This window comes from Duganella fentianensis (assembly GCF_964031615.1).
In the GTDB taxonomy this organism is placed as follows: Bacteria; Pseudomonadota; Gammaproteobacteria; order Burkholderiales; family Burkholderiaceae_D; genus Rugamonas; species Rugamonas fentianensis_A.
Window position 1 is genome coordinate 330,952 of record NZ_CAXIQN010000014.1, and the last position, 25,906, is coordinate 356,857.

Here is a 25,906-nt window from a genome sequence, read left to right on the forward strand (position 1 = left end):
CTCAACGGAATTAGAAGCAAGTCTCTGCTTTCTTTACAACAACATCAAAGCTAGCCATTCTGTACCGCAAAACGGATGAGCTCGGCCTGCCCTTCTATGCCCAGCTTACGCTTGATGTTAAGACGGTGAGTTTCCACCGTGCGCACACTCAGATCGAGCGCGCGGGCAATCTGCTTGTTCGATTCGCCCCGTGCCAGATGGCGCAGCACTTCCTGTTCGCGGGTAGTGAGTTGCATATCAGGCAATTGCGGCTGGGCTAGCTGGCGCGCCAGCGCAGCGCTGTAATAGATGCCGCCGGACATGACCGTTTCGATCGCCACCACGATGTCTTTACCGGGAGCGTCCTTGAGCACGTAGCCGCGGGCGCCGGCCCGTATGGCTTGCGACACATATTCCAGCTTGTCATGCATGGACAGGATCAGCACGGCAATGCGGGGGAAAGCTGCACGGAACTGGGCGGTGGCTTCGATGCCATTGGTGTCGCGCATATTTATATCCATCAGCACCAGATCGATCTCGATCTGGGCCGCCTGTTCCAGCGCCTCGGCCGCACCGCCCGCCTCGGCCACCACCTGAAACTGCGGCATGGCTTCCAGCCGCGCACGCAAACCGTCGCGCACCAGCGGATGGTCGTCCACCAGCTGTATCTTGATCGTCCCCGTCATATCCCGCCTTCTCTCTACTGATGTTCTAACTATCATTGGCAGCGAACGCCGTCAGTAGCGTGCCGCCGCTGCCCGATTCGATGCTGAAACGCCCGCCGATGGCATCCATACGCTCCATCATATTGCGCAATCCGATTCCGCGCTGAGGGTGCAGGGCGATGCCCTCGGCATCGAAGCCTTTGCCATCGTCGCGGATGCACAGCGTTACACCGCCCGCGTCGCCGCGCAGGGTGATGGCGATCTGCCGTGCTGCCGCGTGGCGGCCGATATTGGTCAGGGCTTCCTGCGCCAGCCGGAACAGCACGGTATTCGCCACATCGGACAGCCCGTCCGTAGCGCCGCTGGCTTCAAACTGCACCGGCGTGCCGCTGCTATGGGTGTATTCCTGCCCCAGATGCTTGAGCGCCGCCGCCAGTCCCAGATCATCCAGTATGGCCGGACGCAGATTATGGGAAATCCGCCGTACCTCGCCCATCACATTGCTTAATTGATCTGCTGCATGTTCGAACACGCCCTGCGCCGCTTCGATCTGGCCGGGCTGGCCGGACGATAGCCGTATCATGCCCGCCTCGATCTGCAGCTTGATCGACACCAGCCACTGGCTGATGCCGTCATGCAGATCGCGCGACAGCCGCGCCCTTTCCTCCTCCTGCGATTCGACCACGCGCTGGGCCAGCACTTTCAGCTTGGCATCGGCCACCCGCAGTTCGCTGATATTCAGTGCCACCCCCGAACTGGCCACCACCACGGCAGCGGCAATCGCGATCAGGGCTATCCACAGCATGGTGTTGTGAATATTGCCGGACTGCTGGACATCGACCTTGGCCAGCGCATTCTCCACATCGTCCAGATAGATGCCGGTGCCCAGCATCCAGCCCCAGCGGGGCAGCGGAATCACATAGCCCAGCTTGGCCACCGGCTTATGGGTCGACGGCTTGATCCACATATAGCGCTCCAGCCCGCCACCTTCGCGCGCGCGCTGCAGCAGCTTCTGGATGGTGGGCTGGCCCTGTTCATCGCGCAGATCATACAGATTGCGTCCCACCAGTTCCGGCTGGCGTGGATGCATCAGCGAATTGCCCTGCATATCGTAGACAAAGAAATAGCCATCGTCGCCATAACTGAGCATGGACAGTATGCGCTTGGCTTCCTCGCGCGCGACCGGATCGTCGCGTCCCGCATCGTACAGGTGGGCGATGGAATGCTGGGCCAGCGTGACGTAATGCTTGAGCTCGGCTTCCTTACTGCTCAGATAGGCTTGCTGGATGGTCGCGCGCTGCTGCTGTGCCAGCAGTTCCGACTGGTGCCACACCGCCAGTGCGATCGCACACAGAGCGAGTATCAGTGGCGTGATCGCCAGAAACAGCACTTTTTGCCGCAGACGCATAACCATCCAGCTCCGTTGAGATACCCCGATTTTACGCGCAGGCGGCCACTTCCCACTACGTAGTTATACGCACCGCACGTGCGTATTGCTGCGCTTGTGAGCGATATGCGATTCCTGAATACTGTTCATAAGCTGCCAGCATTCCAGATTCACACCGAGTTTTCACGGAGCAGCAACACCATCCTTGGAGGAAGTATGCAAACTATCACCCCTCGTGCGCCCACCACCCTGGCCAGTCGGCTAGGCTGGGCTGCTCTCGCCCTATGCGGCGCGGCAGCGCTGGGCGTTGTTGCGCTCAAGCGCGGCGAATCCATCAGTGCCATCTGGATCGTTATCGCCGCGGTCTGCGTGTATCTGATCGCCTACCGTTTCTACAGCCTGTACATCGCCGACAAAGTACTGGGACTGGATGCGCGCCGTTTGACTCCGGCCCAGCGCCTGAACGACGGTCTGGACCACGTGCCGACCAATAAATATGTGTTGTTCGGCCACCACTTCGCCGCCATTGCCGGCGCCGGTCCGCTGGTCGGCCCCGTGCTGGCTGCGCAGATGGGCTACCTGCCCGGCATGCTGTGGATTCTGGCTGGCGTGGTGTTTGCCGGCGCGGTACAGGACTTCATCGTGCTGTTCATCTCGACCCGCCGTGACGGCCGCTCGCTGGGCGACCTGATCAAATCCGAACTGGGCCAGATCCCCGGCATGATCGCCCTGCTGGGCACCTTCATGATCATGGTGATCATTCTGGCCGTGCTGGCCCTGATCGTCGTAAAAGCGCTGGCCGGTTCGCCATGGGGCAGTTTCACCGTGATGGCCACCATCCCTATCGCGCTGTTCATGGGCGTGTACACCCGCTACATCCGCGTGGGCCGCATTGGCGAAGTCTCCATCATCGGCTTCGTGCTGCTGATCGCTGCCATCTTCGGCGGCCAGATGGTGCAGGAAAATCCTGCACTGGCACCGATGTTCACCTACACCGGCACCGAACTGACGTGGATGCTGATAGGCTACGGTTTCGTCGCTTCCGTACTGCCCGTGTGGCTGCTGCTGGCCCCGCGTGACTACCTGTCCACCTTCCTGAAAATCGGCACCATTGTCGGTCTGGCCATCGGCATCATCATCGTTGCGCCTTACCTGAAAATGCCGGCCATGACCAAGTTCATCGACGGCACCGGCCCCGTCTGGGCAGGTTCGCTGTTCCCCTTCCTGTTCATCACCATCGCCTGCGGCGCCGTGTCCGGCTTCCACGCGCTGATCTCGTCCGGCACCACGCCGAAAATGATCGAGAACGAAACCCATGCCCGCTTCATCGGCTACGGTGCCATGCTGATGGAATCCTTCGTCGCCATCATGGCGCTGGTGGCCGCATCGACCATCGAACCGGGCGTGTACTTCGCCATGAATAGCCCGGCTGCTCTGATCGGCACCACGGCTGACACGGCCGCCGCCGCCATTTCGCAATGGGGCTTCTACGTCACGCCGGAAATGCTGACCCAGACGGCCAAGGACGTGGGCGAGCACACCATCATCTCGCGTGCCGGTGGCGCACCGACACTGGCCGTGGGCATGGCGCACATCCTGTCGAACGTGATCGGCGGCCAGACCATGATGGCCTTCTGGTACCACTTCGCGATTCTGTTCGAAGCACTGTTCATTCTGACCGCAGTCGATGCAGGTACCCGTGCGGGCCGCTTCATGCTGCAGGACTTGCTGGGCGCCTTCGTACCCGCCATGAAACAGACGGAAAACGTGGTCGCCAACCTCACGGCTACCGGCCTGTGCGTGGCTGCCTGGGGCTACTTCCTGTATCAGGGCGTGGTCGATCCGCTGGGCGGCATCAACACCCTGTGGCCGCTGTTCGGCATCGCCAACCAGATGCTGGCGGCTATCGCCCTGATCCTCGGCACCTGCGTGCTGTTCAAAATGAAGCGTGCCCGCTTTGCCTGGGTCACCATGGTACCGACCGTCTGGCTGCTGCTGTGCACCCTGACGGCTGGTTTCCAGAAAATCTTCTCGGCCAATCCTAAAGTCGGCTTCCTGGCCCACGCTGCCAAGTATCAGGCAGCGTATGCGGAAGGCAAACTGCTGGCACCGGCCAAATCGATGGCGCAGATGCAGCAGGTAATCTTCAACGATTATCTGGATGCCTCGCTGGCTGGCTTCTTCGTGATCGTAGTACTGAGCATTCTCGTGTTCGGCATCCGCACCGTACTGCAAGCCCATGCAGCCAGCGGCCCCACGGCCAAGGAAAGCCCGCTGGTACTGGCCAGCGGAGCCCAGTAATGCTAGGCGAAATCGTTCAGGCAGGCCGCTATCTGGGCCAGAGTGTGCGGCTGATGATGGGCCTGCCTGAATACGACACTTATGTGAGCCACCGCGAAACCACCCATCCGGGCGAGCCCATCATGACGTACGAAGAATTCTTCCGAGAACGTCAGGAAGCCCGCTACGGCGGCGCAGGCAAGCGCGGCGGCTGCTGCTAAAGCAACACACTACGGGGTCAGGTCGGGCATTGGCGCAGAGGCCGCCTAATTGGGCCATCATGTGCCCACCTGCCCGACCTGACACCTGCACTTTGCCCGACCTGACCCCATTTTATTTTGACGCTGAGGGGGAACCTCGCGGCAGGCGCAACGGTCTTATTCTCTGGCGCGGCACGATCCGCCGCGCGGAGTCCGCCGATGCCGCCTGCTTTTTCCTATCCGCTCGCGTTTGTGCGCAACCTTGGCTGGGTCACCCCCGCCGAACAGGGCATATTGCGCAGCAAACGTATCGCCATTGCCGGTATGGGCGGCGTGGGCGGTGTGCATCTGCTCACCCTCACCCGCCTCGGCATCGGCGCTTTTCACATTGCCGACTTCGACCGCTTCGATCTGGCCAATTTCAACCGTCAGGTGGGGGCCACCGTCACCACGCTGGACCTGCCCAAAGTCGATGTGCTGGCGACGCTGGCACGTGACATCAATCCTGAACTACAACTCACCCTGTTCCGCGATGGCGTTCACCATGGCAATTTGGCCGCCTTTCTCGATGGCGTAGACCTGTATGTGGACGGGCTGGATTTCTTTGCCTTCGGTGCCAGACAGGCTGTGTTTGCCGCCTGCGCTGAACGGGGCATACCGGCCATCACCGCCGCGCCGCTGGGCATGGGCACGGCACTGCTGAACTTTCTGCCGGGCGGCATGAGTTTCGAGGCGTATTTTGGCTGGGGCGATTTGCCCGACACGGAAAAGGCGCTACGCTTTCTGGTGGGCCTGGCACCAGCGGGATTACACGGCAGCTATCTGGTCGATCCGTCCAGCATCAATCTGGCAGCCCAGCGCGGCCCCTCTACTATCATGGGCTGCGAATTGTGCGCTGGCGCGGCCGCCACCGAAGCGCTGAAGATCCTGCTGCAACGGGGTCCTGTAGCAGCAGCGCCGTTCGGCTATCAGTTCGATGCCTACCATAACCGCATGGTGCGCACATGGCGTCCAGGCGGTTACCGCAACCCCTTGCAGCAACTGGCGATGTGGGCCATCCGGCGGCGCCAGGGAGGCCGAGCATGAACCGGCCCGACGTCCCACTCGATCCCGTGCTGGAACAGATCCTCGATCTGGCCCGCTGGGCCCCCAGCGGCGACAATACCCAGCCCTGGCGCTTCGAAATTCTGGGCCCGCGCCGCCTGATCGTGCATGGCCACGATACCCGCCAGACTTGCGTGTACGACCTCGATGGTCACCCCAGCCAGCTATCACTGGGGGCACTGCTAGAAACCATGAGCATCGCCGCTACCCGCTTCCGCCTGCAACTGCATGCCAGCCGTCACACAGAAGCGCCGGAGCAGCATCCGCGCTTCAGCATCGATCTGCTGCCCGCCCCCTTGCAGGAAACCGATGTACTGAGCGATTTCATCCAGAGCCGCAGCGTGCAGCGCCGCGCCCTCAGCCGCCGCCCCCTCAGTGCGGCAGAACAGGCCGCACTGGCGGGTGCGCTACCGGCTGGCTATCAGGTGCACTGGCTGGAAGGCAGCGCAAGACGCCAGGCTGCATGGCTGATGTTCGACAACGCCGGTCTGCGCCTGACCATGCCGGAAGCGTGGCAGGTACACCGCAGCGTGATCGAATGGAACGCGCGCTACAGCACGCAGCGTATTCCCTCGCAGGCGCTGGGCGTGGATGCTGCCACGGCGCGCCTCATGCAGTGGGTGATGCAGCGCTGGGAACGGGTGGCTTTCTTCAATCGCTGGCTGGCTGGCACACTGGCGCCGCGCCTGCAGATGGATCTGCTGCCGGGACTCGCCTGCGCTGCCCATTTTGTCTTGGCCGCGCCGCGCCGCGCCCAGCGCATCGATGATTTTGTCGATGCGGGCCGCGCCGTACAGCGCTTCTGGCTCACCACCACCAGCCTCGGTCTGCAGCTACAACCACAACTGACGCCGCTGATCTTCGCCCGCTATGTGCGCGAAGGCCGCATTTTCTCCGCCACAGCCGGCATGCAGGAGCGCGCTGCCGCGCTAGCACGCCGCGGCGCCGAACTGGTCGGCGCCAGCGTCTGGGATCATGCTATCTTCATGGGGCGCATTGGCGCCGGCCCGGCAGCCCGCTCGCGCTCGCTGCGGCGGCCACTGCAGCAGTTGCTGTACGATCCGACAGGGAGTCCATAATGCGCGCTATCCGCGGCGGGCAGATCGCCCTGTTTCTGCTACTGCTGTTGCTGATACTGCTGCTCGCCCTGCTCACCACCGCCCTGCTCGACCATCCTGCGCTGGGCGACTTCCGTGCACTGGTACTGGTGGGCAGCGCCGTGCTGCTAATCTATCTGTACGCCATACTGGTCTATCGTGGACTGCTATATATTGTGCCACTTCCGCATGGTGTAGTTGCCCCGCACACGCCGCAGGAAACCATAGCCAATCTCAACATCCTGTTTTACTTGCTGCTGTTCAATTCGCTGATCCGCACCCACTTCATACCCGTGCCGCTGCTAAGGCTGGTGTATCTGGCGCTAGGCGCCCGACTAGGCAGCAACACCTATTGTGCCGGCGTGATGCTGGATCCAGCGCTGACCGAAATCGGCAGCAACAGCATCGTCGGCCATGATGCTGTGATCTTTGCCCACGTGATCGAAGGCGACCGGCTGGAACTGCAGCCTGTCCGCATCGGTAACAACGTCACCATCGACGCCACCGCCGTCATCATGGCCGGTGTACAGATCGGCGACGGCAGCATCATCTCGGCCAGTGCCGTCGTCACCAAGGATAGCTGCATAGGCGCGCGTGAAGTCTGGGGCGGCATACCGGCCCGCAAGCTCAAAGACTTGTAGCTAGCACCGTCGGAATATTTGACAGTGCGCTGTCCAAACGCGCACACCTGCATTCCAAGTACTTGATTTGACTGAACCTCCATGCACTGGCAAGGCTTTTGCTCTATCCCTGATACGACCCGATTTCCGGGTTCTCACTGATCAGGAGTGTTTATGAAACAGCTCAAACTGGCCCTAGGCAGTGCGCTGCTGGCCACCACCATGGCCGCGCACGCTGGCCCCACCGTAGGACTGGATCCCACCGGCAGTGGCAGCTACACCACCTATGCCGATCTGTGGACCAATGTGACAGACACCGCACTGGCAACCGGCTTCATCCCCGGCCTTACCGTCGGCCCCGGCGGCGCGGCCCCCTATCTGACGGAACTACGTTCGCAGATGGTGATCGGCACTATGTCGAACAGCAATATTCCTGGACTGGTTACGCCGGCTGGCCTGAACACCACTTTCGAAATCAGCAAGGTGGTGCGCTTTCAGGAACTGGTAGACGCCCAGACTCCCACCACCGCCCACTTCACCATGCCGGCCGCGCAAGCGGCAGCGATGGATGTGGACCCGCTGCGTGCGGGGGTACAGAATCTGGCCATCTTCTTCGACCAGATCGCCCCCGGCGGCGCCAGTAAAGCCGTACCCGGCAACGGTGCCAACACGGTGCGCTGCTATGGCGAGGGCGTCACCTCGGCCGGTTGCGGCGGCGTCGGCGATCCCGACGGCGACGGCATCATGATCCTGTCCGGCCATCTGGTATTCAACGACGCCAGTTTCACTGCCGCCGGTCCGGTCGGTACGGGCTCGTTCGACTCGCGCTTCATGATCGACTATGTCGATCCGGCCTATCTGGACATCATCACTGGCTCCATCTTCAATGACAAGATCACGGGCACCACCAATGTGCCGTCATTCTTTACACCGACCAGCATGTGGGATGGTGCCGTACCCACCACCGTGCCCTTCCTGAAAGTGGATTCATCGCAAAGCTTTGCTGCCGTACCGGAACCAGCCACGCTGGCACTGATCGGTCTGGGCTTTGCCGGCGTGGCTCTGGGTACGCGCCGGCGCCGTCCGGCGGCTGCGGCCATGGCGAATCTGATGGCTGCCTGAGCATCGCCAGCTGTTGCGCGGGCTAAGAGGCCGTAGCCCGCGCCCCCACTCTACCCAGCGCTGCCAGCAGACGCTGGGCCACATCATAGTGCTGGAACACCTGTACCATGTGTAGCGCTGCTGCGCGGATACCGGGATGCACCAGCATCTGCATAACGTTTTCGCGCAGCGCTCTCGCCTGCAGACGGTCCGAGCGCAGACAGCGTCCAGCGCCCACCGCCAGCACTGCCTGCATGTTCAGGTACTGATCCAGATTCCCCGCGATGCCCAGCACGGGCACGCCCGCGCCCAGCGCCTGCTGGGCCGTGGGACTCCCCCCATTGCAGATCACCAACCGGGCGCGCTGCGCAGCCAGCTCGCCCGGCAGATATTGCGCCACATAGGCATTCTCCGGCAGCGTAGCGGGCAGGCTCTGGCCCGCCGTGGCCACCATCAGGCGCAGCGGCAGGCGGGCCAGCGCATGCAGTATCAGCGGCAGTAACTCGCCCTGCCCCGAACTGCCCAGCGTGACATATACCAGCGGCAAATCGTCCGGCAAACCATGCCACCATGCCGGCTCCGGCACTGGCGGCGACCACGTCACCGGACCGAGGAATTCATGGTTGTGCGGCAAGCTACTGACAGCATACATTTCTGCCACATCGGGATATAGCACCTGATCGGCGTCGGCATACAGGCTGCGCAAATCGCAGGGCAAAGTGGGCTGACGGAAGCGGCGCCGCAACTGGTTCAGCGGCATGCTGTGCAATGCGAACGCCAGCGGCCGTACGGCGCGGAATAGCGGATTGGCCAGCGCTATCGGCAACAGGCGCGACAGCCCTAGTGCCGGCACGGTGTAGGACTGCGCGACATACGGACTCCAGTAGGCATTGATCAGACCGATATACGGCAGCGCCAGCAGGCGGGCACTCACGGCCAGCGACAGACGGAAATCGCCGATCACGGCATCGGGACGCAACCGTTCAAGCAGCCCCCGGTCTTCCTCGACATAAGCTTGCAAGGTCGCCACGTCATACACGGGCTTGCCTGCCGCCAGCGCCCGCAGAAACTGCTCGCTGGAGATGCTGTGCAGCGGCCAGTAGTCCAGACCACGCGCGGGCAGGAAGCGACGATACGCCGGTGCGCAAGCAAAGTGCAATTCATAATGCAACGGTGACAGTATGCGCGCCAACGCCAGCGGCCTGCCCACATGTGCCAGCGTGACGGCTTCCGCCACAAACAGTATTCGTTTCCGCGCCATGCCCCCAGCATGAAACGCCAAGTCGTCCGGAGTTTGCGCTGGCTCAATAGTGCGTGCCTTCGACCCAGATCAACACCGTCTGTACCTCAAAGCTATATTTTTCCAATTGGCATTTGCTTCATGCCACGCAAAGCCTAGACATTCCCGACCACCACTTGCTCACACCGCGCGCAATGCTCCAGCACGAACGCTCAGGACTTAGCCAGCAACTTACCCGCATCGCTCTGCTATCGACAGGCAGCGCCATGCTGATGGTGCTGATCGCCTTCGCCGCCCTGTCGGTCTACAGCCGCACGGATGAGGAGCGCCAGCAACTCGGCTCGCTGGCTGGCGTGATCGGCAATAACAGCGAACTGGCCCTGCTCTACGCTGACGGGCGGCAGGCGCGCAGCACACTGGCAGCGCTGTCGGCCGATAGCCGCATCCGCCGCGCCGCCCTGTACACCGCTAAAGGGCAACTGCTGGCGCAATATCAGAGCGCCACGGCGCCAGCGGCCGCCCCTGTGCCGGAGCAATTGCTGGCGCAAGCGCGCGAGGTAGTGTTGCTACGCACCGTCTATCCCGAACAGCAGCGACTGCCGGCCATGCAGTTCTATCATCCGGTGCTGCGCAACGGCCAGTACATCGGCAGCGTGATGCTGGAAGCCAGCCTGTCGCGTATGGGGCGGGATCTGCTACGCAATCTGGCCGCCTGTGCCGTTGCTGCCCTGCTGGCCTGCATGCTGGCCTTGCTGATGGCGGCCCGTCTGCGCAACAGCATTACCGGCGCGCTTAACGGACTGATCACTGCTGCCCATCAGGTCAGTCAGGGCACCCACACGGCCATGATCCGGCACCAGCGCACGGATGAACTAGGCGCTCTGATCGATAGCTTCAACGATATGCTGGCGCAAGTCGCCGCGCGTGACTCCGCCTTGCAGCAATATCGTGACCAGCTGGAACGGCAGGTCAGCGTGCGCACCGAACAGCTGGAAAAAGCCAAGAATGCAGCGGAAGCTGCCAGTCAGGCTAAAAGCGCTTTTCTGGCCACCATGAGCCATGAAATCCGCACCCCCATGAACGGTGTGCTGGGCATGACGGAACTGCTGCTGGCCACGCCACTGAGCGAACAGCAGCGCCATTACACCAGCATGGTGCAGCGCTCCGGCGAACACCTGCTGGTAATCATTAACGACATTCTGGATTTCTCCAAGATCGAAGCAGGCAAGCTGACGGTGGAATACATCCACTTTAATTTCCGCCTGCTCATGGAGGAGATCGAGCACGTGTTTGCGCCACAGGCACAGAGCAAGCAGATCCGGCTGGAACTGCAGCTGGCACCGGCCTTGCCGCTGGCCGTGTGCGGCGACCCCAACCGCCTGCGTCAAGTCATCTACAACCTGCTGGGAAACGCTGTAAAGTTTACCGACAGCGGACAGATCACCGTAGCCGTCAGCGTGACGGCCGAAGATGAGCAGAGCATAGGCTTGCGCTTCGAAGTACGTGATACCGGCATCGGCATATCCGCCGACGCCCGCGCCCACATCTTCGATTCCTTCTCGCAGGCCGACGGTTCCACCACGCGCAAACATGGCGGCACGGGTCTGGGGCTGGCCATATCCAAACAGCTGGTAGAGCTGATGGGAGGCCGCATAGGCATCGACCATGCGCTCGCGCAAGGCTCGCTATTCTGGTTCACGGTAAATTTCGATAAGCCTCGCATCGATGCCGACCAGATCAGCAGCCACACCAACCGGGAATGCCGCGCCTTGATAGTCGACGATAAGCTTGCCAGCCAGGACCTGCTGCCCCGGTTGCTGGAGCGCTGGCAGATCCCCCACAGCCGTTGCAGCGCCAGCGCTGCAGCCGCCACCCTGCGTCAGGCGCAGGAGGACGGCCAGCCCTACCACGCTGCCCTGCTGGAGATGGACTTGCCGCGCACCAGCGGGCTGGCCCTGGCCGCAGCACTGCATGCCCAGCCCGCGCTGCAGCCATTGCAGCTGATACTACTCAGCAGCGAAAAGCATGCCGCCGATATGCTGCAACTACGGGCGGCCGGCGTGGCCTATCAGCTGATCCAGCCCTTACGCCAGAGCGACCTGTTCGAATGCCTGCTGCGCCCCGGCGTAGCGGCCCAGCCGATAGCGTCCCCCCTGCCCGCCATGTCGCCCATGGACCAGCTGGCAGCGCCTGTCACCGCCCTCACCCCGCTAGTTCAAGCCGGTACGCCGCGCCCGCGCAACAGCCGCCGCGTACTGCTGGCGGAAGACAATCCCGTCAATGTGGAGGTGGCCAGTGCCATGCTGGAAAGCATGGGGCTGGATGTCAGCCGCGCCGAGAATGGCGAACAGGCACTGCACTCGGTCCAGCACGACGCCTACGATCTGGTGCTGATGGATTGCCAGATGCCCGTGATGGATGGCTTTGCGGCCACCGGCGCCATCCGCCGCCACGAACAGCAGCAGGGTCAAGGCCACAAACTGCCCATCATCGCCATCACTGCCAATGCCTTGCAGGGCGACCGCGAATCCTGTCTGGCGGCAGGCATGGATGATTACCTGAGCAAGCCTTTCACCCGCCAGACGCTCGGTCATACACTGGCACGCTGGATCAATCTGCCGCGCCAGCACAGCCAGCAGGAAGCGCCTCCGGCCATGCCAGCGCCAGCGCTGCAGCAGCCCGCCGCCGCTGATGCTGATGCCGGCATCGCCCTCGCCGCACTGGAAAATATCCGCGCCCTCAGCCCCGACCAAGGCAACGTGCTGCTGGAGAAAATCCTGCAGACCTATCTGCGCGATACGCCACTGCAGCTACAGGCCATGGCGCAGGCCATGCAACGGCAGGACGACGCCGCCTTGCGTGCGCTGGCGCACCGTCTCAAATCCGGCAGCGCAAATGTCGGTGCGCTGGCACTGGCGGCCAGCTGCAAGCAACTGGAACAGCTGGCCAGCCAGCACAGCAGCGCCAGCGCCGCCCCACTGCTGGCCACCATAGACCGGCAATTCCAGTCCGTGCGGCAGGCGCTGGAAGCGATACTGGAAAAGGAAGCCTGACATGGCTGCTGCCCCCACTACCCGGCGCGGACTGGTGCTGGTTGCCGATGATGACCCTGTGATGCGCATGCTGATGCTGGAAATGCTGGGACAGGTGGGGCTGGACACAGCCGAAGCGGAAGATGGCGCGCAAGCGCTGGCCAGCTTCCGCCGCCTGCAGCCCGATCTGGTCATGCTAGACGTGGAGATGCCGGTGATGGACGGTCTGGCCGTGTGCCGTGCCATCCGTCAGCAGGAACAGCACGCCAGCGTGCCTATCATCATGGTCACAGGTGCCGACGAACTGGCGTCCGTCACCAGCGCCTATGAAGCTGGCGCCACCGATTTCGTCTCCAAACCGATCAACTGGCCGATACTGGGCCACCGCGTGCTGTACGTGCTGCGCGCCAGCGATGCCATCACCCGCTTGCGGCTGGCCGATGCCCAGCACCGCGCCGTGATGGCCGCCATACCGGACACTTTTTTCCGCATGAACCGCGCCGGCTACTATCTCGATTACGAACAGGGGCACGAAGCCAGCAGCGTGTTCGCCAGCGAGCACTGCGTCGGCCAGCACCTGCAGCAGGTGCTGCCGCAGCCGATCGCACAGCAGATGCTGGCACAGGTGCAGAACGTGCTGACCGGCCAGCACATTGCCTCGCTCGACTACGCGCTGCCGCAAACTGGCCATGCCCATGCCCGTGCGCGCGCCGGCGAACACGCCGTTGCACCACCCGTGCGCCATTTCGAAGCGCGGCTGGTGGCCACCGGCCCCGATGAGGTATTGGGATTGGTACGCGATATCAGCGAGCGCAAACGCAACGAGGAACAGATCCGCCGTCTGGCCTATTGCGACAGCCTGACCGGCATCCCCAACCGTCAGGCCTTTCTTGAAACGCTGGAGGCGGAGCTGCGCCGCTCGCGCAAGGACAAGCACAAGTTTGCCGTGCTGTTCATGGATCTGGATGCATTCAAGCGTATCAACGACACGCTGGGCCACGATGTGGGCGATCACCTGCTCAAAGCCGTCTCGGAGCGTCTGCGTGAAACCATACGCCCCAGCGATCTGGTCTCGCGCACGGAAGCAGACGACAGCAATCTGGCACGGCTGGGCGGCGACGAATTCACCATCCTGATCCCCGATCTGGAACGGGTCGAGGATGCGCTGGCCGTGGCGCAGCGCGTCAAGGATGCCATGTGCCGCCCGTTCCAGCTGGACAGCCACGAAATCTTCGTCACCGCCAGCATCGGCATTTCGCTGTACCCGGAAGATGGCGAAGACTGCAGCAGCCTGCTCAAGTTTGCCGATACGGCCATGTACCACGCCAAGAACTGCGGCAAGAATAACGCCAAGCTGTATAGCTCCTCGCTGACCATGCAGATCATGAGCCATGTCCAGCTGGAGGTGGGCCTGCGCAAAGCCCTGCAGAACGGTGAACTGTATCTGCTATACCAGCCACAGATCGATGTCGGCAGCGCCACCATCGTCAGCGTGGAAGCACTGGTGCGCTGGCGCCATCCGGAACGCGGCATCATCTCGCCCACCGAATTCATTCCACTGGCCGAAGAGACGGGACTGATCGTACCGATAGGCGAATGGGTGCTGCGTACCGCCTGCCAGCAGGCGCGCCAGTGGCAGTGCAGCGACGAGCACCCGCTGCGCATCGCCGTCAACCTCTCGGCCCGGCAGTTCAAGGACGAGAACCTGAGCCAGATGGTGCTCTCGGCCCTGCAGGATAGCGGCATGCCGGCCGGGCTGCTGGAACTGGAACTGACAGAAGGCACACTGATGGACGATGCGCGCGCCACCCTGCAGACGCTGGAGCGTCTGCGCGCCATCGGAGTGTATCTGTCGATCGATGATTTCGGCACCGGCTACTCGTCGATGAACTATCTCAAACGCTTCAATGTCAGCGCGCTGAAGATAGACCGCAGCTTCATAACCGGTCTGCCGCAGGATAGCGAGAACGCCGCCATCACCCGCGCCATCATCGCCATGGCGCACGGCCTGAAGCTAAGCGTGGTGGCGGAAGGGGTGGAAACCAACGAACAGCTGCGCATGCTGGAACAATATGGCTGCGACATGGTGCAGGGCTATTATCTGGGTCATCCTTCGCCGCCGGAGAACATCACCCTGATGCTGGCCAACCGGCCGGTACTCGATGGCAGCGACAGCACCACAGAGAGCAAGTTCCCTGCACAGCATTGAGCCTCATCGCATGCGGTTTAGACCGTCCTTCTATGCTGAACAGACTCGAATCTGTTCTGCACGGGAGGCATTATGGAACAGCAAGAACATTCATTCCGGCTGGTATTTGCACCGGAGCGCCCAGCCTGCCGCAAGCCGCTAGTGCTGCATGCAGCTGGCATCTCGCGCCGCGTACAAGCACTGTTCAAAGCCATGGCGCACGACTATCTGCTGCGCGAACAGTTCATCACCGATCCGGCGCAGGTGCTGGCCGACTATGCCGAGGGAATCGACCTGCCGCCCCAGCGCGCCTCCGTCAGCAACCAGCTGGTCTATGCCGTGCTGGCCAGCCGCAGCATGCGCCGCTGGCTGCGCAACTATGCGGGCGAACACCAGAACCGCCCGCCATCACGCAGCGAATTCATGACAGCGTTCGGCAATGCCGTCATCCAGTACGGCGACGAGCACGCCATCATCGCGCTGATCCGCGCCGCCATGGAACGCGAATCACCGTTCGCGCTGGGCGGTATCGAGCAGGCCATGCTGTTCACCAGCAGCCCTATCTTTGCATCCGGCTTTCTGGTGCCCACCGACCATCGCACCATCAACGATTCCAACAGCACCCAGAACTTCGAGCACAGTTCGGCCACCATAGGCACCGGCCCCGGCACAGATGAAGGCACGGAAGTGGGCACGGACACAGGCACCCATACCGGCACCCACACTGGCACGGATACCGGTACGGATACGGGCACCGACACAGGTACGGATACCGGCACCGACACAGGTACGGATACCGGAACGGACACTGGCACGGACGAAGGCACAGACGAAGGCACGGACGATGGCACCGATACCGGCACCGACGATTCGGAATACGATCCCTATCGAGGGCAGGAATATATCCGCGTCACTATCGAAGCGCTGGTGCAATACGCCATCACGCTAGAAACCCGTGGCCTGCTCAATCTCACGGAAGCGCAAATGTATGAAGCCCGCTAGCGCCTCCCAGACGGACCTGCCGCGGCGCGGCCGCACCCTGTCCATCATGCCGACTTTTACCTGTCCGGCGGCCTGCACCGATTGCGGCACCCTGTCCAGCCCGCGCGAACGGGCGCACCTCGATGCCGACACCGTACTGGCAGCCATAGACGAAGCCCATGCACTGGGCTTCTGCAACATCGTCTTCACTGGCGGCGAAGCCACGCTGGAATGGACCACGCTGCTGCGCGGCATACAGCGTGCCGCCAGCTACCGCCTGCCTGTCCGCCTCGTTACCAATGCCCACTGGGCCACCAGCCCCGCAGCGGCACACGACAGGCTGGCCGCGCTGATGGCAGCAGGCCTTTCAGAAATCAATTACAGCACGGGCGACGAACATATCCGCTACATCCCGCTGGAGCGGGTAGCCCATGCCTGTGTGGCAGCCTGCGAACGCCAGCTACGCACCCACGTCATGATGGAACTGAAAGATGCCCGTACCATCACACCGGAAGCGCTACAGGAACACCCGCTGCTACAAGACCTGACACCACAACAGCGCGCCTACCTCACCATCCTGAGCAGCCCGTGGATGCCACTCAATCACAGCACCATATACCAGTATCCCCAAGGGGTCGCCTGCGACGTGCAGGCAGCGGCCATGCGCGGCGGCTGCAGCAGCGTACTCAAGACCTACACGCTGCAGGCCGATGGCCGCATCGGCGCCTGCTGCGGACTGGGCCTGCGCGTCATCCCCGAACTGAATGTGGCCACGAGCACCGATACGCCATGCCTGCAAAACGCCATCAGCGCAGCGGAACAGGATTTCCTCAAACTGTGGATACACTATCAGGGCCCTGCCAAAGTCGTGGCATGGGCGGCCAGCCACGATCCGGCGATCCGCTGGGAAGGCCTGTATGGCCACCAGTGCCAGATGTGCCAGCGGCTCTACCACGACGAGGCGATCCGCGCCGTGATCGCCAGCCACTGGCAGGAAATGCTCGGCGAAGTATTGCAGGCCGCATGGCTGGATGATGTACACATACCGGCCACACTGGCGCAACTGCTGCACGAGCAGGACTGAGCCTGCCATGTCCGCCCTGCCCAGACAGCCAGATGCGCCCCGCCTGCCGCTAGCCCAGCCGGCACCGCTCACGGTTGCCAAACTGCGCCACGATGCCGACCAGTTCGACTACCTGCTGGCGCGCGGCCTGCTCGCACCTAATTACCACGACATGGCGACACGCTACCGCCAGCTAGCCGATCAGCTATGCGCCGAGGGTGTGCGCCAACGCGCGCAGTGGCAGGCCGCGGAACTGCAAGCTATCGGCAGCAGCTACAACCGCACGCTCTACCGCCGCCCTGCTCCCAGTGTGGACCAGCCACTGGGCCAGCACTGGCAAGCTAGCGCAGTGGAGCAGGCCTATCAGGCGCAGCAGCCCGGCATCGTCATCATCGACGATTTCCTTGCGCCACAGGCACTGGCCAGCCTGCGCGCCTACTGTCTGGAATCGATGATCTGGAATTCGCTGCGCTATTCCCATGGCCGGCTAGGTGCCCTCTACCATCAGGGCCTGCGCTGCCCTTTGCTGGACCAGCTCGCGGCAGCCCTGCGCGCCGCGCTACCGAATCTGATTAGCCAGCGCCATCGCCTGACGCAACTGTGGGCCTACAAGTATCCGGCTGAAATGCCCGGTGACGACGTCCATGCCGACTTCGCCGCCATCAATGTCAATTTCTGGATCACGCCCGATCAGGCCAATCTCGATCCGTCCAGCGGCGGCATGCACATCTACGACGTGGCCGCACCACCGGACTGGCAGTTCGAACAATACAACCGCCGCCCCGACCTGATACGCCGCTTCCTGCGCGCCAGCGGGGCGAAAGCACGCTATATCCCCTACCGCCAGAACCGCGCCATCATCTTCGATTCCGACCTGTTTCACGGCACGGCGCGCTGCCGCTTCCGCGATAGCTACGAGAACCGGCGCATCAACATCACGCTGCTGTACGGCCAGCGTAACGAACAGACGGAAGCAGCGCTAGCACCATCGGGCAACTGGCGCTCGGCTGCGCTGCGCCGTCAGCGCAAAGGCTAGCCATGGCATCGCAACTGGGACAGGACTACTTCGTGCTGCAGGTGCTAGATGGCTTGCGCGGCGGCTTCTTTCTGGACACCGGCGCCACCGATGGCATCACCTCCAGCAATACTCTGCTGCTGGAACGCGAATACGGCTGGCACGGCATCTGCGTTGAACCCAACACGCGCTACTTCGCCGCCTTGCAGAACAACCGGCGCTGCCTGTGCCTGCCCGACTGTCTGGATCAGACGGCAGGTGAAGTGGAATTCGTCGAAGGCGCCGGCATGCTGGGTGGCATACGCCAGCACTATCCGGCCATGATGTGGCGCTATGTGCAGCGCCGCCATGGCGCCCATCCTGCCAGCGTGCGCAAACGCACGCGCAGCATAGGCGAACTGCTACAAGCTAGCGCAGCACCGGCCGTGATCGATTACTGGAGTCTGGATACGGAAGGCGCGGAACTGGCCATCCTGCGCGGTTTCCCGTTCGAGCGTTACCGCTTCCGGGTGCTGACGGTGGAGCACAACCGCCAGCCCGTACGCAAGGAGATCGAACAATTGCTGAACCAGCAGGGCTACCGCCGCGTACATGATTTCGGCATCGACGACGCCTATCTGAGTGCTGACCTCAGCCCGCCCGCCAGCCTGAGCACTGCATGGCGCAGCGCTGCCCTGCGACGGCGTTAAAGCACGCCGTCCTGCTTGAGTGCGGCGATCTGCTCGGCGCTGTAGCCTAGCGACTGCAGCACTTCATCATTGTGCTGTCCCAGCGCAGGACCAATCCAGCGCGTCTGTCCCGGCGTGGCCGACAACTTGGGCGAAATAGCCGGCAGCTTGACGGGCGTACCATCAGAAAACTGGTGCTGCTCGAACATCTCGCGCGCCAGAAACTGCGGGTCCGTCATCATGTCGCGCACCGAGTAGATTTTCCCCGCCGGCACGTCCGCCGCTTTCAGCACGGTCAGCGCGCTATCGATATCCATGGTGTCGCACCATGCCTGTATCGCACCGTCGATTTCTTCCGTGCGTTTGACGCGGCCATCGTTGCGTTCCAGTTCAGGATCACCAGCCATATCGATGCGGCCTATGCCCAGCATCAGTCGCTTGAAGATGGCATCGCCATTACCGGCAATCACGATATTCTCGCCATCACGGGTGGTGTAGGTATTCGATGGCACGATGCCGGGTAAAGCCCCGCCAGTGCGCTCGCGCACTACGCCCGCATGGTCGTATTCCGGCACCAGTGATTCCATCAGATTGAACACGGATTCGTACAGCGCCACGTCCACCATCTGGCCTTCGCCTTTAAGGCGGCCGCCCGTCACATCGCGGTGACGCAGCGCCATCATGGCGCCGATCACGCCGTGCAGCGCCGCCACCGAATCACCGATTGAAACGCCCACCCGCACCGGTGGACGGTCGGCGTGGCCGGACACATAGCGCAGCCCGCCCATCGATTCGCCGATGGCACCAAAGCCGGGTAAATCTTTCATCGGCCCCGTCTGGCCGAAACCCGACAGACGCACCATGATGGTGGCGGGATTGATGGCCTTGAGCTGCTCGTAGCCCATGCCCCATTTTTCCAGCACGCCGGGGCGGTAGTTCTCGATGATGATGTCGGCTTCCAGCGCCAGCTGACGGGCGATCTCGCGCCCCTTTTCACTCTTCATATTGAGCGTCAGCGACTTCTTATTACGCGACTGCACCGACCACCACAGCGACGTACCATCCTTGAGCACGCGCCAGGTGCGGATCGGATCACCGCCCTGCGGCGACTCCACCTTGATCACTTCGGCGCCGAATTCACCCAGCATGCGCGCACAAAAAGGGCCCGCAATCAGCGTGCCCAGTTCCAGTACCTTGATGCCAGCCAGCGGCATGGCCTGCTTCGACGTCATTACGTAGCCCTTCGGTCCAGCATGGCGCGGGCGATGGTGCCTGCATCCACGTATTCGAGTTCGCCACCAACGGGCACCCCGCGCGCCAGACGGCTCACGCGCAAACCACGCGCCTTCAGCATCTCGCTGATGTAGTGCGCCGTGGCCTCGCCTTCGTTGGTGAAATTGGTGGCCAGTACCACTTCCGTCACCAGACCATCGGCGGCGCGGGCCAGCAGTTTTTCCAGATGGATGTCCTTGGGGCCGATGCCGTCCAGCGGCGACAAGCGGCCCATCAGAACAAAGTACAGCCCTTTGTAGGTCAGGGTCTGTTCGATCATGAGCTGATCGGCAGGTGTCTCGACCACGCACAGCAGATGGCGCTCGCGCTGCTCATCGCTGCAGGTATCGCAGACTTCTTCTTCGGTGAAGGTATTACACAGCGCGCAGTGGTGCACCGCGCTGACCGCCTGCTGCAAGGCGCGCGACAGCATGTCCGCACCTTCGCGGTCATGCTGCAGCAAATGAAAAGCCATCCGTTGCGCCGACTTGGGGCCGACACCGGGCAGACGGCGCAAAGCTTCCGTCAGAAACTCCAGCGATTTGGACATGAGCCGGCGCGCAGCGGATTAGAAAGGCATCTTGAAGCCGGCAGGCAGATTCAGACCGGCAGTCAGGCCACTCATTTTCTCGGCGGAGGTCGCTTCGGCTTTGCGCACGGCGTCGTTGAAGGCAGCGGCCACCAGATCTTCCAGCATGTCCTTGTCGTCGGCCAGCAGCGACGGATCGATGGAAACGCGCTTGACGTCGTTTTTGCAGGTCATGACAACCTTCACCAGACCGGCACCGGACTGGCCTTCCACTTCCACCAGCGCCAGAGCATCCTGGGCTTTTTTCATATTGTCCTGCATTGCTTGCGCCTGCTTCATCAGGCCAGCCAGTTGGTTCTTCATCATGTTGGAATACTCCGTGGATTAAAAGGGTAAAGAATGATCAGTGCAGCGTGGCCGAACTAGGCGGCGGCACGATGCTGCCGGGGATGACCCAGGCATCGAACTCACGGATCATGGCATTGATAAACGGATCCTGCGCCACCGTCTGTTCGGCCGCCTTCTGGCAGGCCTCGCGGTACGCCTGCGCTTCGGCGCTGGCCGTGTACCACACTGGGCCCAGTTCCGTTTCGACCCGCACGCTGCGGGCAAAGCGCTCGTTCAGTGCTGCGTTGAGCTTTTCGACATTACCCGGCGTACGCCAGGTTTCGATCGGCACGCGCAGCTTGAACACGACGGCGTTGCCGTCCATGCTGCAGGAAATCAGTTCCGCCTGCATGGCCAGTTGCTGCGCCACGCCACGCAGTGGCAGCGTCGCTGCGACCGCCGGCCAGTTGCCGTCCCAGTTCAGTTCCGGCACCGGCGTAATCACATAGGCATACGGCGCTTTGGCCGGTGCCGCTGGCGCGCGCGCCGGCATCACCACCGCAGGCGCTTCGTCAGCATAGCCTTGTGGCGCTTCATTCATATAGGCCGGCATACCGGCCGGTGCTACCGCGCTATCGTCGGAAAATTCCGTCACCCATGGCGGCAGATCGTCTTCATCGTCAGCAGGACGGGCGGGTGCAGCACGCTGCATTGCCGGCGCAGCGACAGGCGCCTGATTCTGAGCATGAGCATGAACCTGCGCCTGCGACTGCACCGCTGGCTGGGTCTGTGCCACTGCCACTGCCTTGGGCGGCGCTTCCAGCACAGCCGCCTGCGTATCGCCTGCGGGCATATCTTCCCAAGGCGCCGGACGTGCGGCCACAGCAGGCTGCGCCTGCATGACGGGTGACGACGGCGGTGCAGGCTGCGCTGCCGGTGGCGTGTGCACCGGCGCCGCCATCATCGCACTAGGTGCCGCCGATGCAGGCGTAGTTGCCTGCGTCGTTGCCTGCGTGGTTGCCGATGCTGGTGCAGGTGCCGCTGCCGACGGTGTCGATGCCGCGCCGGAACGAGCGCCCGGGCGCGATGCTGCCCGTGCCGCTTCCAGCGCAGCATTGATCGCCAAACGCGCAGGGCTCATTGGTGCGGCGGAGGCTGCCGCAGCAGGTGCCGATGCCGATGCAGGAACTGCCGGCGCTGCCACTGCCGATGCAGGAGCAGCGAAAGCTGGAGCCATCGATGACGCAGCAGCAGGCGCTGGCGCCGCAACCACCGTAGCCGCAGGCGCCGAGGCGACAGTCGCAGGTGCCGGCATAGGCGGCATCGGACGGGATACAGGTGCAGCTTCGGCCGCGGCCAGCGCGGCAGCGGCACCAGCCACCACGGATGGTGGCGTCACGCTGGCATGGCTAGCCTGCACATGGGATGCAGCACGGCTGGGCGGTGCGGCCGCAGCGCGCACGGCGGCCACCGCAGCCTGACGCGTCATCGCTGGCGCAGCAGGGGCTGGTCCTTCGGCGCCACCGACGCCGGGGCGAAAGGCCAGCATACGCAGCAGCGTCATGGAGAAACCCGCATATTCATCGGGTGCCAGCCCCAACTCGTTACGGCCATGCACGGCGATCTGGTAATACAGCTGAACTTCTTCTGCATCGAAGGCAGCGGCAAGGCGCACCACATCGGCATATTCAGGCAGGTCTTCCGGCAGCGCCGTCGGCACCGTCTGCGCCAGCGCGATGCGGTGCAGCAGCGTACCCAGATCCTGCAAGGCACCGTTATACGACAGGCTGCGCGTGGCCATTTCATCAGCCACGGCCAGCAGATCGGCACCATCCTTGGCTGCCAGCGCATCGAGCAAGCGGATCAGATACGACTGATCGAGTGCGCCCAGCATACCCTGCACCGCTTCCAGCGTTACCTCGCCAGCCGCATAGGCAATCGCCTGATCGGTCAGCGACAGCGCATCGCGCATCGAACCGTGCGCCCCGGCCGCCAGCAGACGCAGCGCAGGCGCTTCGAAGCTGATGCCTTCCTGGCCCAGAATATTGTCGAGGTGGCCGATGATATGGCCGGGTGGCATCTGCTTCAGATTGAACTGCAGGCAGCGCGACAGCACCGTCACAGGAATTTTCTGCGGATCCGTGGTCGCCAGAATAAATTTAACGTGCTCGGGCGGTTCTTCCAGCGTCTTCAGCATGGCGTTGAAGGCGTGGTTGGTCAGCATGTGCACCTCGTCGATCATATAGACCTTGAAGCGCGCATTACTCGGTGCGTACACCGCCTGCTCCAGCAGTTGCGCCATCTCGTCCACACCACGGTTGGACGCCGCATCCATCTCTATATAGTCAACGAACCGTCCCGCATCGATCGCCGTACAGGCTTCGCACACGCCGCAAGGGGTGGCGGTGATGCCGCCCTGCCCGTCCGGCCCCACGCAATTGAGCGATTTGGCCAGAATCCGCGACAGCGTAGTCTTGCCCACCCCGCGCGTACCCGTGAACAGATAAGCATGGTGCAGACGGCCACTGTGCAGGGCATGGGTCAGTGCACGGACGACGTGCTCCTGACCGACGAGCGTGTCGAAGTTCCGGGGACGGTATTTACGGGCGAGGACTTGATAGGACATGCTGAGATTTTACCGTAGATAGCACTGACCGAGGGAGCCGCTGCAGCACAGCGGGCTGCACGATGCGAAAAAAAACAATTGTAACAAGGCGTGATGGGAATTGGTAATTCGTCCAGACTGGCCTACCATTTGTTTTTCTTTTAACTTCGTGAATAAATGAAAAAACTGGCCCTACTCCCCCTGCTGTTGCTGTCCCTCGCCGCCCACGCAGAAGAACGCGAATGGGCGCCATATAAGAAGCTGGTCGAGGACATGCGCCTCGATAAGTTCTACGCCATACCGGCTAACGAAAGGGACAAGATCAATCTATTCCTGACCATCCGCCCGCACAACAAGGCCATCAAGCCGGAAGATCTGGTGCTCACGGTGGTGCAAGGCGGCGAGCGCCATCCGCTGCCCACTCTCTCACCCGACTACCGGCTCGCGCTGGTGCCTAACCCCAAATGGCTGACCGACGACGCCAAAATCTACACCTCTTTACCGAAAGGCGAAAAATCCGCTGCCGGTTATGACATCACCACCCCGCTCCCCGCCGGCAACCAGTGGAATTACACGCCGATTATGAGCAGCGTGGAGCAGAGCAATCACGCCATCAAGAAAATGGCCGGCGCACTGAGCCTATTCGCGCCGACCATCAAAGTAGTGGTATTCAAGTTTGGCAAACCGGCCCAGCTTAAAGTAGGCAGCACGGTCTACAACACGGATGCCAAGCACCAGATCCGGCTCAAACCCGAATCGGCGTGGCTGAAGGAAAACCCTGTCATGCTGGCCTCGGAGCGCCCGCTGGAAGCGGAACTCGACACCGAATAAAGCGCCGCGCAAAACAAAAAAGCTGCCTATGGCAGCTTTTTTAATATCCCGAAGGAGACGAGCCTGATCTGCGGCACTTATGGTGAATAGCTGTGGCTGCTTCGTTCCCGACCTGACCAGGTTGGCCATGCCACAATGCGCAGGGGCCCGTCCGAGCTGATTATACCTTACAGCCCCAGTTCCTGCCAAATCTGATCGACACGGCTTTTTACCTCGGGCGACATGGTGATGGTCGTGCCCCATTCGCGCGTGGTTTCGCCGGGCCACTTATTGGTAGCATCTATCCCCATCTTGCTGCCCAGACCGCTGACGGGTGAGGCAAAGTCCAGATAATCGATCGGCGTGTTATCGACCAGCGTGGTATCACGGGTAGGATCGACGCGGGTGGTAATCGCCCAGATTACCTCGTTCCAGTCGCGGATATTCACATCCTCGTCCACCACCACGATAAACTTGGTGTACATGAACTGGCGCAGGAAGCTCCACACCCCGAACATCACGCGCTTGGCGTGGCCTGCATACTGCTTCTTAATCTGCACCACCGCCATGCGGTAGCTGCAACCCTCGGCCGGCAGGTGGAAATCAGTAATCTCGGAGAACTGCTTCTGCAGCAGCGGCACGAACACTTCATTGAGCGCCAGCCCCAGAATCGCCGGCTCATCCGGCGGTTTGCCCGTGTAGGTCGAGTGATAGATAGGGTCGCGCCGCATGGTAATGCGGTCGATAGTGAACACGGGGAAGCTATCCTGCTCGTTGTAATAGCCGGTGTGGTCGCCATACGGCCCTTCCAGCGCATGTTCGTAGCCGCTAGGGTGGTCCGGGTCGGCATAGATATGCCCTTCCAGCACGATTTCGGCCGAAGCGGGCACGCGCAGTTCGCTACCGATGGCTTTGACCAGTTCGGTACGGCTGCCGCGCAACAGACCAGCGAACTGGTATTCCGACAGACTATCGGGCACCGGCGTGACCGCACCTAATATAGTGGCGGGGTCGGCACCGAGCGCCACGCAGATAGGATAAGGCTGGCCTTTATTCTGGATCGCGTGTTCGCGGAAGTCCAGCGCGCCGCCGCGGTGGGCCAGCCAGCGCATGATCACCTTGTTAGGCCCCAGCACCTGCTGGCGGTAGATGCCCAGATTCTGCCGCTTCTTATTAGGACCTTTGGTAATCACCAACCCCCACGTAATCAGCGGCGCAATATCGCCGGGCCAGCAATGCTGGATCGGCAGTTTGCCCAGATCCACATCGGCGCCTTCCCAGACGATTTCCTGACACGGCGCACCGCGCATCTCCTTAGGCGCCATATCCCACACGGCTTTCACCAGACTGCCCATGCCCATGATGTCCTTGAAACCCTTGGGTGGTTCCGGCTCTTTCAGACGGGCCAGCACATGGCCGATCTTGCGCAACTCGCTCACGCTATCTGCCCCCATACCCAGCGCCACACGGCGCTCCGTACCGAACAGATTACCCAGCACAGGCATGCTGTGGCCGGTGGGATGCTGGAACAGCAAAGCCGGTCCACCGGCCCGCAAAGTACGGTCGCAAACCTCGGTCATCTCCAAGTGCGGCGAAACAGGCGTCAAAATGGGCTTAAGTTCGCCCATTCGTTGCAACTGAGAAATGAAATCGCGTAGATCAGAATATTTCATCGGTTTTTTACTTTTTCTTTCAAATCAGCATACTGTTTAAAAAAACAGGTCAAGTGGTTGATTTTATTGG

21 protein-coding genes and 1 other RNA gene are annotated in these 25,906 nt (G+C 62.1%); 13 read left to right on the forward strand and 9 right to left on the reverse strand.

Annotated features, from left to right (window positions below):
* Positions 1–50: 50 nt before the first annotated feature.
* Together ABNT42_RS11265 and ABNT42_RS11270 are read right to left on the reverse strand one after the other, a co-directional pair.
* Positions 51–665, reverse strand: a complete 615-nt coding sequence (locus ABNT42_RS11265; protein WP_348696983.1) for a response regulator transcription factor — start codon at positions 663–665, stop codon at positions 51–53.
* A 25-nt stretch (positions 666–690) separates the two neighbouring features.
* Positions 691–2,052, reverse strand: a complete 1,362-nt coding sequence (locus ABNT42_RS11270) for a cache domain-containing protein (RefSeq protein ID WP_348696984.1) — start codon at positions 2,050–2,052, stop codon at positions 691–693.
* Between the two features lie 195 nt (positions 2,053–2,247).
* Between ABNT42_RS11270 and ABNT42_RS11275 the strand changes: the two genes are divergently transcribed.
* The 6 genes from ABNT42_RS11275 (at position 2,248) to ABNT42_RS11300 (ending at position 8,454) form a co-directional block, all read left to right on the forward strand.
* Complete coding sequence (locus tag ABNT42_RS11275; protein ID WP_348696986.1) at positions 2,248–4,332, forward strand: carbon starvation CstA family protein; 2,085 nt, start codon at positions 2,248–2,250, stop codon at positions 4,330–4,332.
* Positions 4,332–4,532 (forward strand): YbdD/YjiX family protein, encoded by a 201-nt coding sequence (locus ABNT42_RS11280; protein ID WP_348696988.1) that lies wholly within the window; start codon positions 4,332–4,334, stop codon positions 4,530–4,532. The genes ABNT42_RS11275 and ABNT42_RS11280 overlap by 1 nt, the downstream gene beginning before the upstream one ends.
* A 198-nt stretch (positions 4,533–4,730) precedes the next feature.
* Positions 4,731–5,597, forward strand: a complete 867-nt coding sequence (locus ABNT42_RS11285) for a ThiF family adenylyltransferase (RefSeq protein WP_348696990.1) — start codon at positions 4,731–4,733, stop codon at positions 5,595–5,597.
* A complete protein-coding gene (locus tag ABNT42_RS11290) occupies positions 5,594–6,694 on the forward strand; it encodes a nitroreductase family protein (protein WP_348696992.1) in 1,101 nt (366 codons plus the stop codon). The genes ABNT42_RS11285 and ABNT42_RS11290 overlap by 4 nt, the downstream gene beginning before the upstream one ends.
* Entirely contained in the window at positions 6,694–7,353 is a 660-nt protein-coding gene (locus ABNT42_RS11295) for a DapH/DapD/GlmU-related protein (RefSeq protein WP_348696994.1), read from the forward strand. Before ABNT42_RS11290 ends, ABNT42_RS11295 begins: the two co-directional genes overlap by 1 nt.
* A gap of 153 nt (positions 7,354–7,506) precedes the next feature.
* Positions 7,507–8,454 carry a PEP-CTERM sorting domain-containing protein gene (locus ABNT42_RS11300; RefSeq protein ID WP_348696996.1) on the forward strand — a complete coding sequence of 316 codons (948 nt, stop codon included), beginning with the start codon at positions 7,507–7,509 and terminating at the stop codon, positions 8,452–8,454.
* Positions 8,455–8,476: 22 nt separating this feature from the next.
* Here the strand turns inward: ABNT42_RS11300 and ABNT42_RS11305 are convergent, their stop codons facing one another.
* Positions 8,477–9,694: a glycosyltransferase gene (locus tag ABNT42_RS11305; protein WP_348696998.1), complete on the reverse strand. Its 1,218-nt coding sequence runs from the start codon at positions 9,692–9,694 to the stop codon at positions 8,477–8,479.
* Positions 9,695–9,867: 173 nt separating this feature from the next.
* Between ABNT42_RS11305 and ABNT42_RS11310 the strand changes: the two genes are divergently transcribed.
* From ABNT42_RS11310 to ABNT42_RS11335, 6 genes are all read left to right on the forward strand, one after another.
* Positions 9,868–12,726: a response regulator gene (locus ABNT42_RS11310; protein ID WP_348697000.1), complete on the forward strand. Its 2,859-nt coding sequence runs from the start codon at positions 9,868–9,870 to the stop codon at positions 12,724–12,726.
* 1 nt (position 12,727) lies between these two features.
* Positions 12,728–14,914: an EAL domain-containing protein gene (locus tag ABNT42_RS11315; protein WP_348697002.1), complete on the forward strand. Its 2,187-nt coding sequence runs from the start codon at positions 12,728–12,730 to the stop codon at positions 14,912–14,914.
* 72 nt (positions 14,915–14,986) lie between these two features.
* Positions 14,987–15,895 (forward strand): hypothetical protein, encoded by a 909-nt coding sequence (locus ABNT42_RS11320; protein ID WP_348697003.1) that lies wholly within the window; start codon positions 14,987–14,989, stop codon positions 15,893–15,895.
* Positions 15,882–16,958: a radical SAM protein gene (locus tag ABNT42_RS11325; protein WP_348697005.1), complete on the forward strand. Its 1,077-nt coding sequence runs from the start codon at positions 15,882–15,884 to the stop codon at positions 16,956–16,958. Before ABNT42_RS11320 ends, ABNT42_RS11325 begins: the two co-directional genes overlap by 14 nt.
* A gap of 7 nt (positions 16,959–16,965) precedes the next feature.
* On the forward strand, positions 16,966–17,973 hold the full coding sequence (locus ABNT42_RS11330) for a hypothetical protein (RefSeq protein ID WP_348697007.1): 1,008 nt from the start codon (positions 16,966–16,968) through the stop codon (positions 17,971–17,973).
* 2 nt (positions 17,974–17,975) lie between these two features.
* Positions 17,976–18,641 (forward strand): FkbM family methyltransferase, encoded by a 666-nt coding sequence (locus ABNT42_RS11335; protein WP_348697008.1) that lies wholly within the window; start codon positions 17,976–17,978, stop codon positions 18,639–18,641.
* On the opposite strand, the gene ABNT42_RS11340 is transcribed toward ABNT42_RS11335, so the two are convergent.
* From ABNT42_RS11340 to dnaX, 4 genes are read right to left on the reverse strand one after another with little or no spacing between them, the layout of a single operon-like run.
* Positions 18,638–19,852 (reverse strand): CaiB/BaiF CoA-transferase family protein, encoded by a 1,215-nt coding sequence (locus ABNT42_RS11340; protein ID WP_348697009.1) that lies wholly within the window; start codon positions 19,850–19,852, stop codon positions 18,638–18,640. The two genes, ABNT42_RS11335 and ABNT42_RS11340, sit on opposite strands and share 4 nt — an antisense overlap.
* Positions 19,852–20,442, reverse strand: a complete 591-nt coding sequence (gene recR, locus ABNT42_RS11345) for a recombination mediator RecR (protein WP_348697010.1) — start codon at positions 20,440–20,442, stop codon at positions 19,852–19,854. Before recR ends, ABNT42_RS11340 begins: the two co-directional genes overlap by 1 nt.
* A gap of 18 nt (positions 20,443–20,460) precedes the next feature.
* Positions 20,461–20,787, reverse strand: a complete 327-nt coding sequence (locus tag ABNT42_RS11350; protein WP_161040434.1) for a YbaB/EbfC family nucleoid-associated protein — start codon at positions 20,785–20,787, stop codon at positions 20,461–20,463.
* A gap of 37 nt (positions 20,788–20,824) precedes the next feature.
* Positions 20,825–23,374 (reverse strand): DNA polymerase III subunit gamma/tau, encoded by a 2,550-nt coding sequence (gene dnaX / locus ABNT42_RS11355; protein WP_348697012.1) that lies wholly within the window; start codon positions 23,372–23,374, stop codon positions 20,825–20,827.
* 156 nt (positions 23,375–23,530) lie between these two features.
* On the opposite strand from dnaX, the gene ABNT42_RS11360 reads away from it, so the two are divergent.
* On the forward strand, positions 23,531–24,184 hold the full coding sequence (locus tag ABNT42_RS11360) for a hypothetical protein (RefSeq protein WP_348697014.1): 654 nt from the start codon (positions 23,531–23,533) through the stop codon (positions 24,182–24,184).
* Between the two features lie 53 nt (positions 24,185–24,237).
* Here ABNT42_RS11360 and ffs read toward each other — a convergent pair.
* Positions 24,238–24,336, reverse strand: an RNA gene (gene ffs / locus ABNT42_RS11365) — signal recognition particle sRNA small type.
* 15 nt (positions 24,337–24,351) lie between these two features.
* Positions 24,352–25,836 (reverse strand): 4-hydroxy-3-polyprenylbenzoate decarboxylase, encoded by a 1,485-nt coding sequence (gene ubiD / locus ABNT42_RS11370; protein ID WP_348697016.1) that lies wholly within the window; start codon positions 25,834–25,836, stop codon positions 24,352–24,354.
* Positions 25,837–25,906: the final 70 nt, after the last annotated feature.

What these genes read in the sequence shown, in the direction of transcription:
- ABNT42_RS11330 (WP_348697007.1), top strand. Translation starts at nt 16,966, where the DNA reads ATGTCCGCCCTGCCCAGACAGCCAGATGCGCCCCGCCTGCCGCTAGCC.
- ABNT42_RS11340 (WP_348697009.1), bottom strand. Translation starts at nt 19,852, where the DNA reads ATGACGTCGAAGCAGGCCATGCCGCTGGCTGGCATCAAGGTACTGGAA.
- ABNT42_RS11310 (WP_348697000.1), top strand. Translation starts at nt 9,868, where the DNA reads ATGCTCCAGCACGAACGCTCAGGACTTAGCCAGCAACTTACCCGCATC.
- dnaX (WP_348697012.1), bottom strand. Translation starts at nt 23,374, where the DNA reads ATGTCCTATCAAGTCCTCGCCCGTAAATACCGTCCCCGGAACTTCGAC.
- ABNT42_RS11350 (WP_161040434.1), bottom strand. Translation starts at nt 20,787, where the DNA reads ATGATGAAGAACCAACTGGCTGGCCTGATGAAGCAGGCGCAAGCAATG.
- recR (WP_348697010.1), bottom strand. Translation starts at nt 20,442, where the DNA reads ATGTCCAAATCGCTGGAGTTTCTGACGGAAGCTTTGCGCCGTCTGCCC.
- ABNT42_RS11325 (WP_348697005.1), top strand. Translation starts at nt 15,882, where the DNA reads ATGAAGCCCGCTAGCGCCTCCCAGACGGACCTGCCGCGGCGCGGCCGC.
- ABNT42_RS11275 (WP_348696986.1), top strand. Translation starts at nt 2,248, where the DNA reads ATGCAAACTATCACCCCTCGTGCGCCCACCACCCTGGCCAGTCGGCTA.
- ABNT42_RS11305 (WP_348696998.1), bottom strand. Translation starts at nt 9,694, where the DNA reads ATGGCGCGGAAACGAATACTGTTTGTGGCGGAAGCCGTCACGCTGGCA.
- ABNT42_RS11280 (WP_348696988.1), top strand. Translation starts at nt 4,332, where the DNA reads ATGCTAGGCGAAATCGTTCAGGCAGGCCGCTATCTGGGCCAGAGTGTG.
- ABNT42_RS11335 (WP_348697008.1), top strand. Translation starts at nt 17,976, where the DNA reads ATGGCATCGCAACTGGGACAGGACTACTTCGTGCTGCAGGTGCTAGAT.
- ABNT42_RS11315 (WP_348697002.1), top strand. Translation starts at nt 12,728, where the DNA reads ATGGCTGCTGCCCCCACTACCCGGCGCGGACTGGTGCTGGTTGCCGAT.
- ABNT42_RS11285 (WP_348696990.1), top strand. Translation starts at nt 4,731, where the DNA reads ATGCCGCCTGCTTTTTCCTATCCGCTCGCGTTTGTGCGCAACCTTGGC.
- ABNT42_RS11270 (WP_348696984.1), bottom strand. Translation starts at nt 2,052, where the DNA reads ATGCGTCTGCGGCAAAAAGTGCTGTTTCTGGCGATCACGCCACTGATA.
- ABNT42_RS11360 (WP_348697014.1), top strand. Translation starts at nt 23,531, where the DNA reads ATGAAAAAACTGGCCCTACTCCCCCTGCTGTTGCTGTCCCTCGCCGCC.
- ubiD (WP_348697016.1), bottom strand. Translation starts at nt 25,836, where the DNA reads ATGAAATATTCTGATCTACGCGATTTCATTTCTCAGTTGCAACGAATG.
- ABNT42_RS11295 (WP_348696994.1), top strand. Translation starts at nt 6,694, where the DNA reads ATGCGCGCTATCCGCGGCGGGCAGATCGCCCTGTTTCTGCTACTGCTG.
- ABNT42_RS11265 (WP_348696983.1), bottom strand. Translation starts at nt 665, where the DNA reads ATGACGGGGACGATCAAGATACAGCTGGTGGACGACCATCCGCTGGTG.
- ABNT42_RS11290 (WP_348696992.1), top strand. Translation starts at nt 5,594, where the DNA reads ATGAACCGGCCCGACGTCCCACTCGATCCCGTGCTGGAACAGATCCTC.
- ABNT42_RS11300 (WP_348696996.1), top strand. Translation starts at nt 7,507, where the DNA reads ATGAAACAGCTCAAACTGGCCCTAGGCAGTGCGCTGCTGGCCACCACC.
- ABNT42_RS11320 (WP_348697003.1), top strand. Translation starts at nt 14,987, where the DNA reads ATGGAACAGCAAGAACATTCATTCCGGCTGGTATTTGCACCGGAGCGC.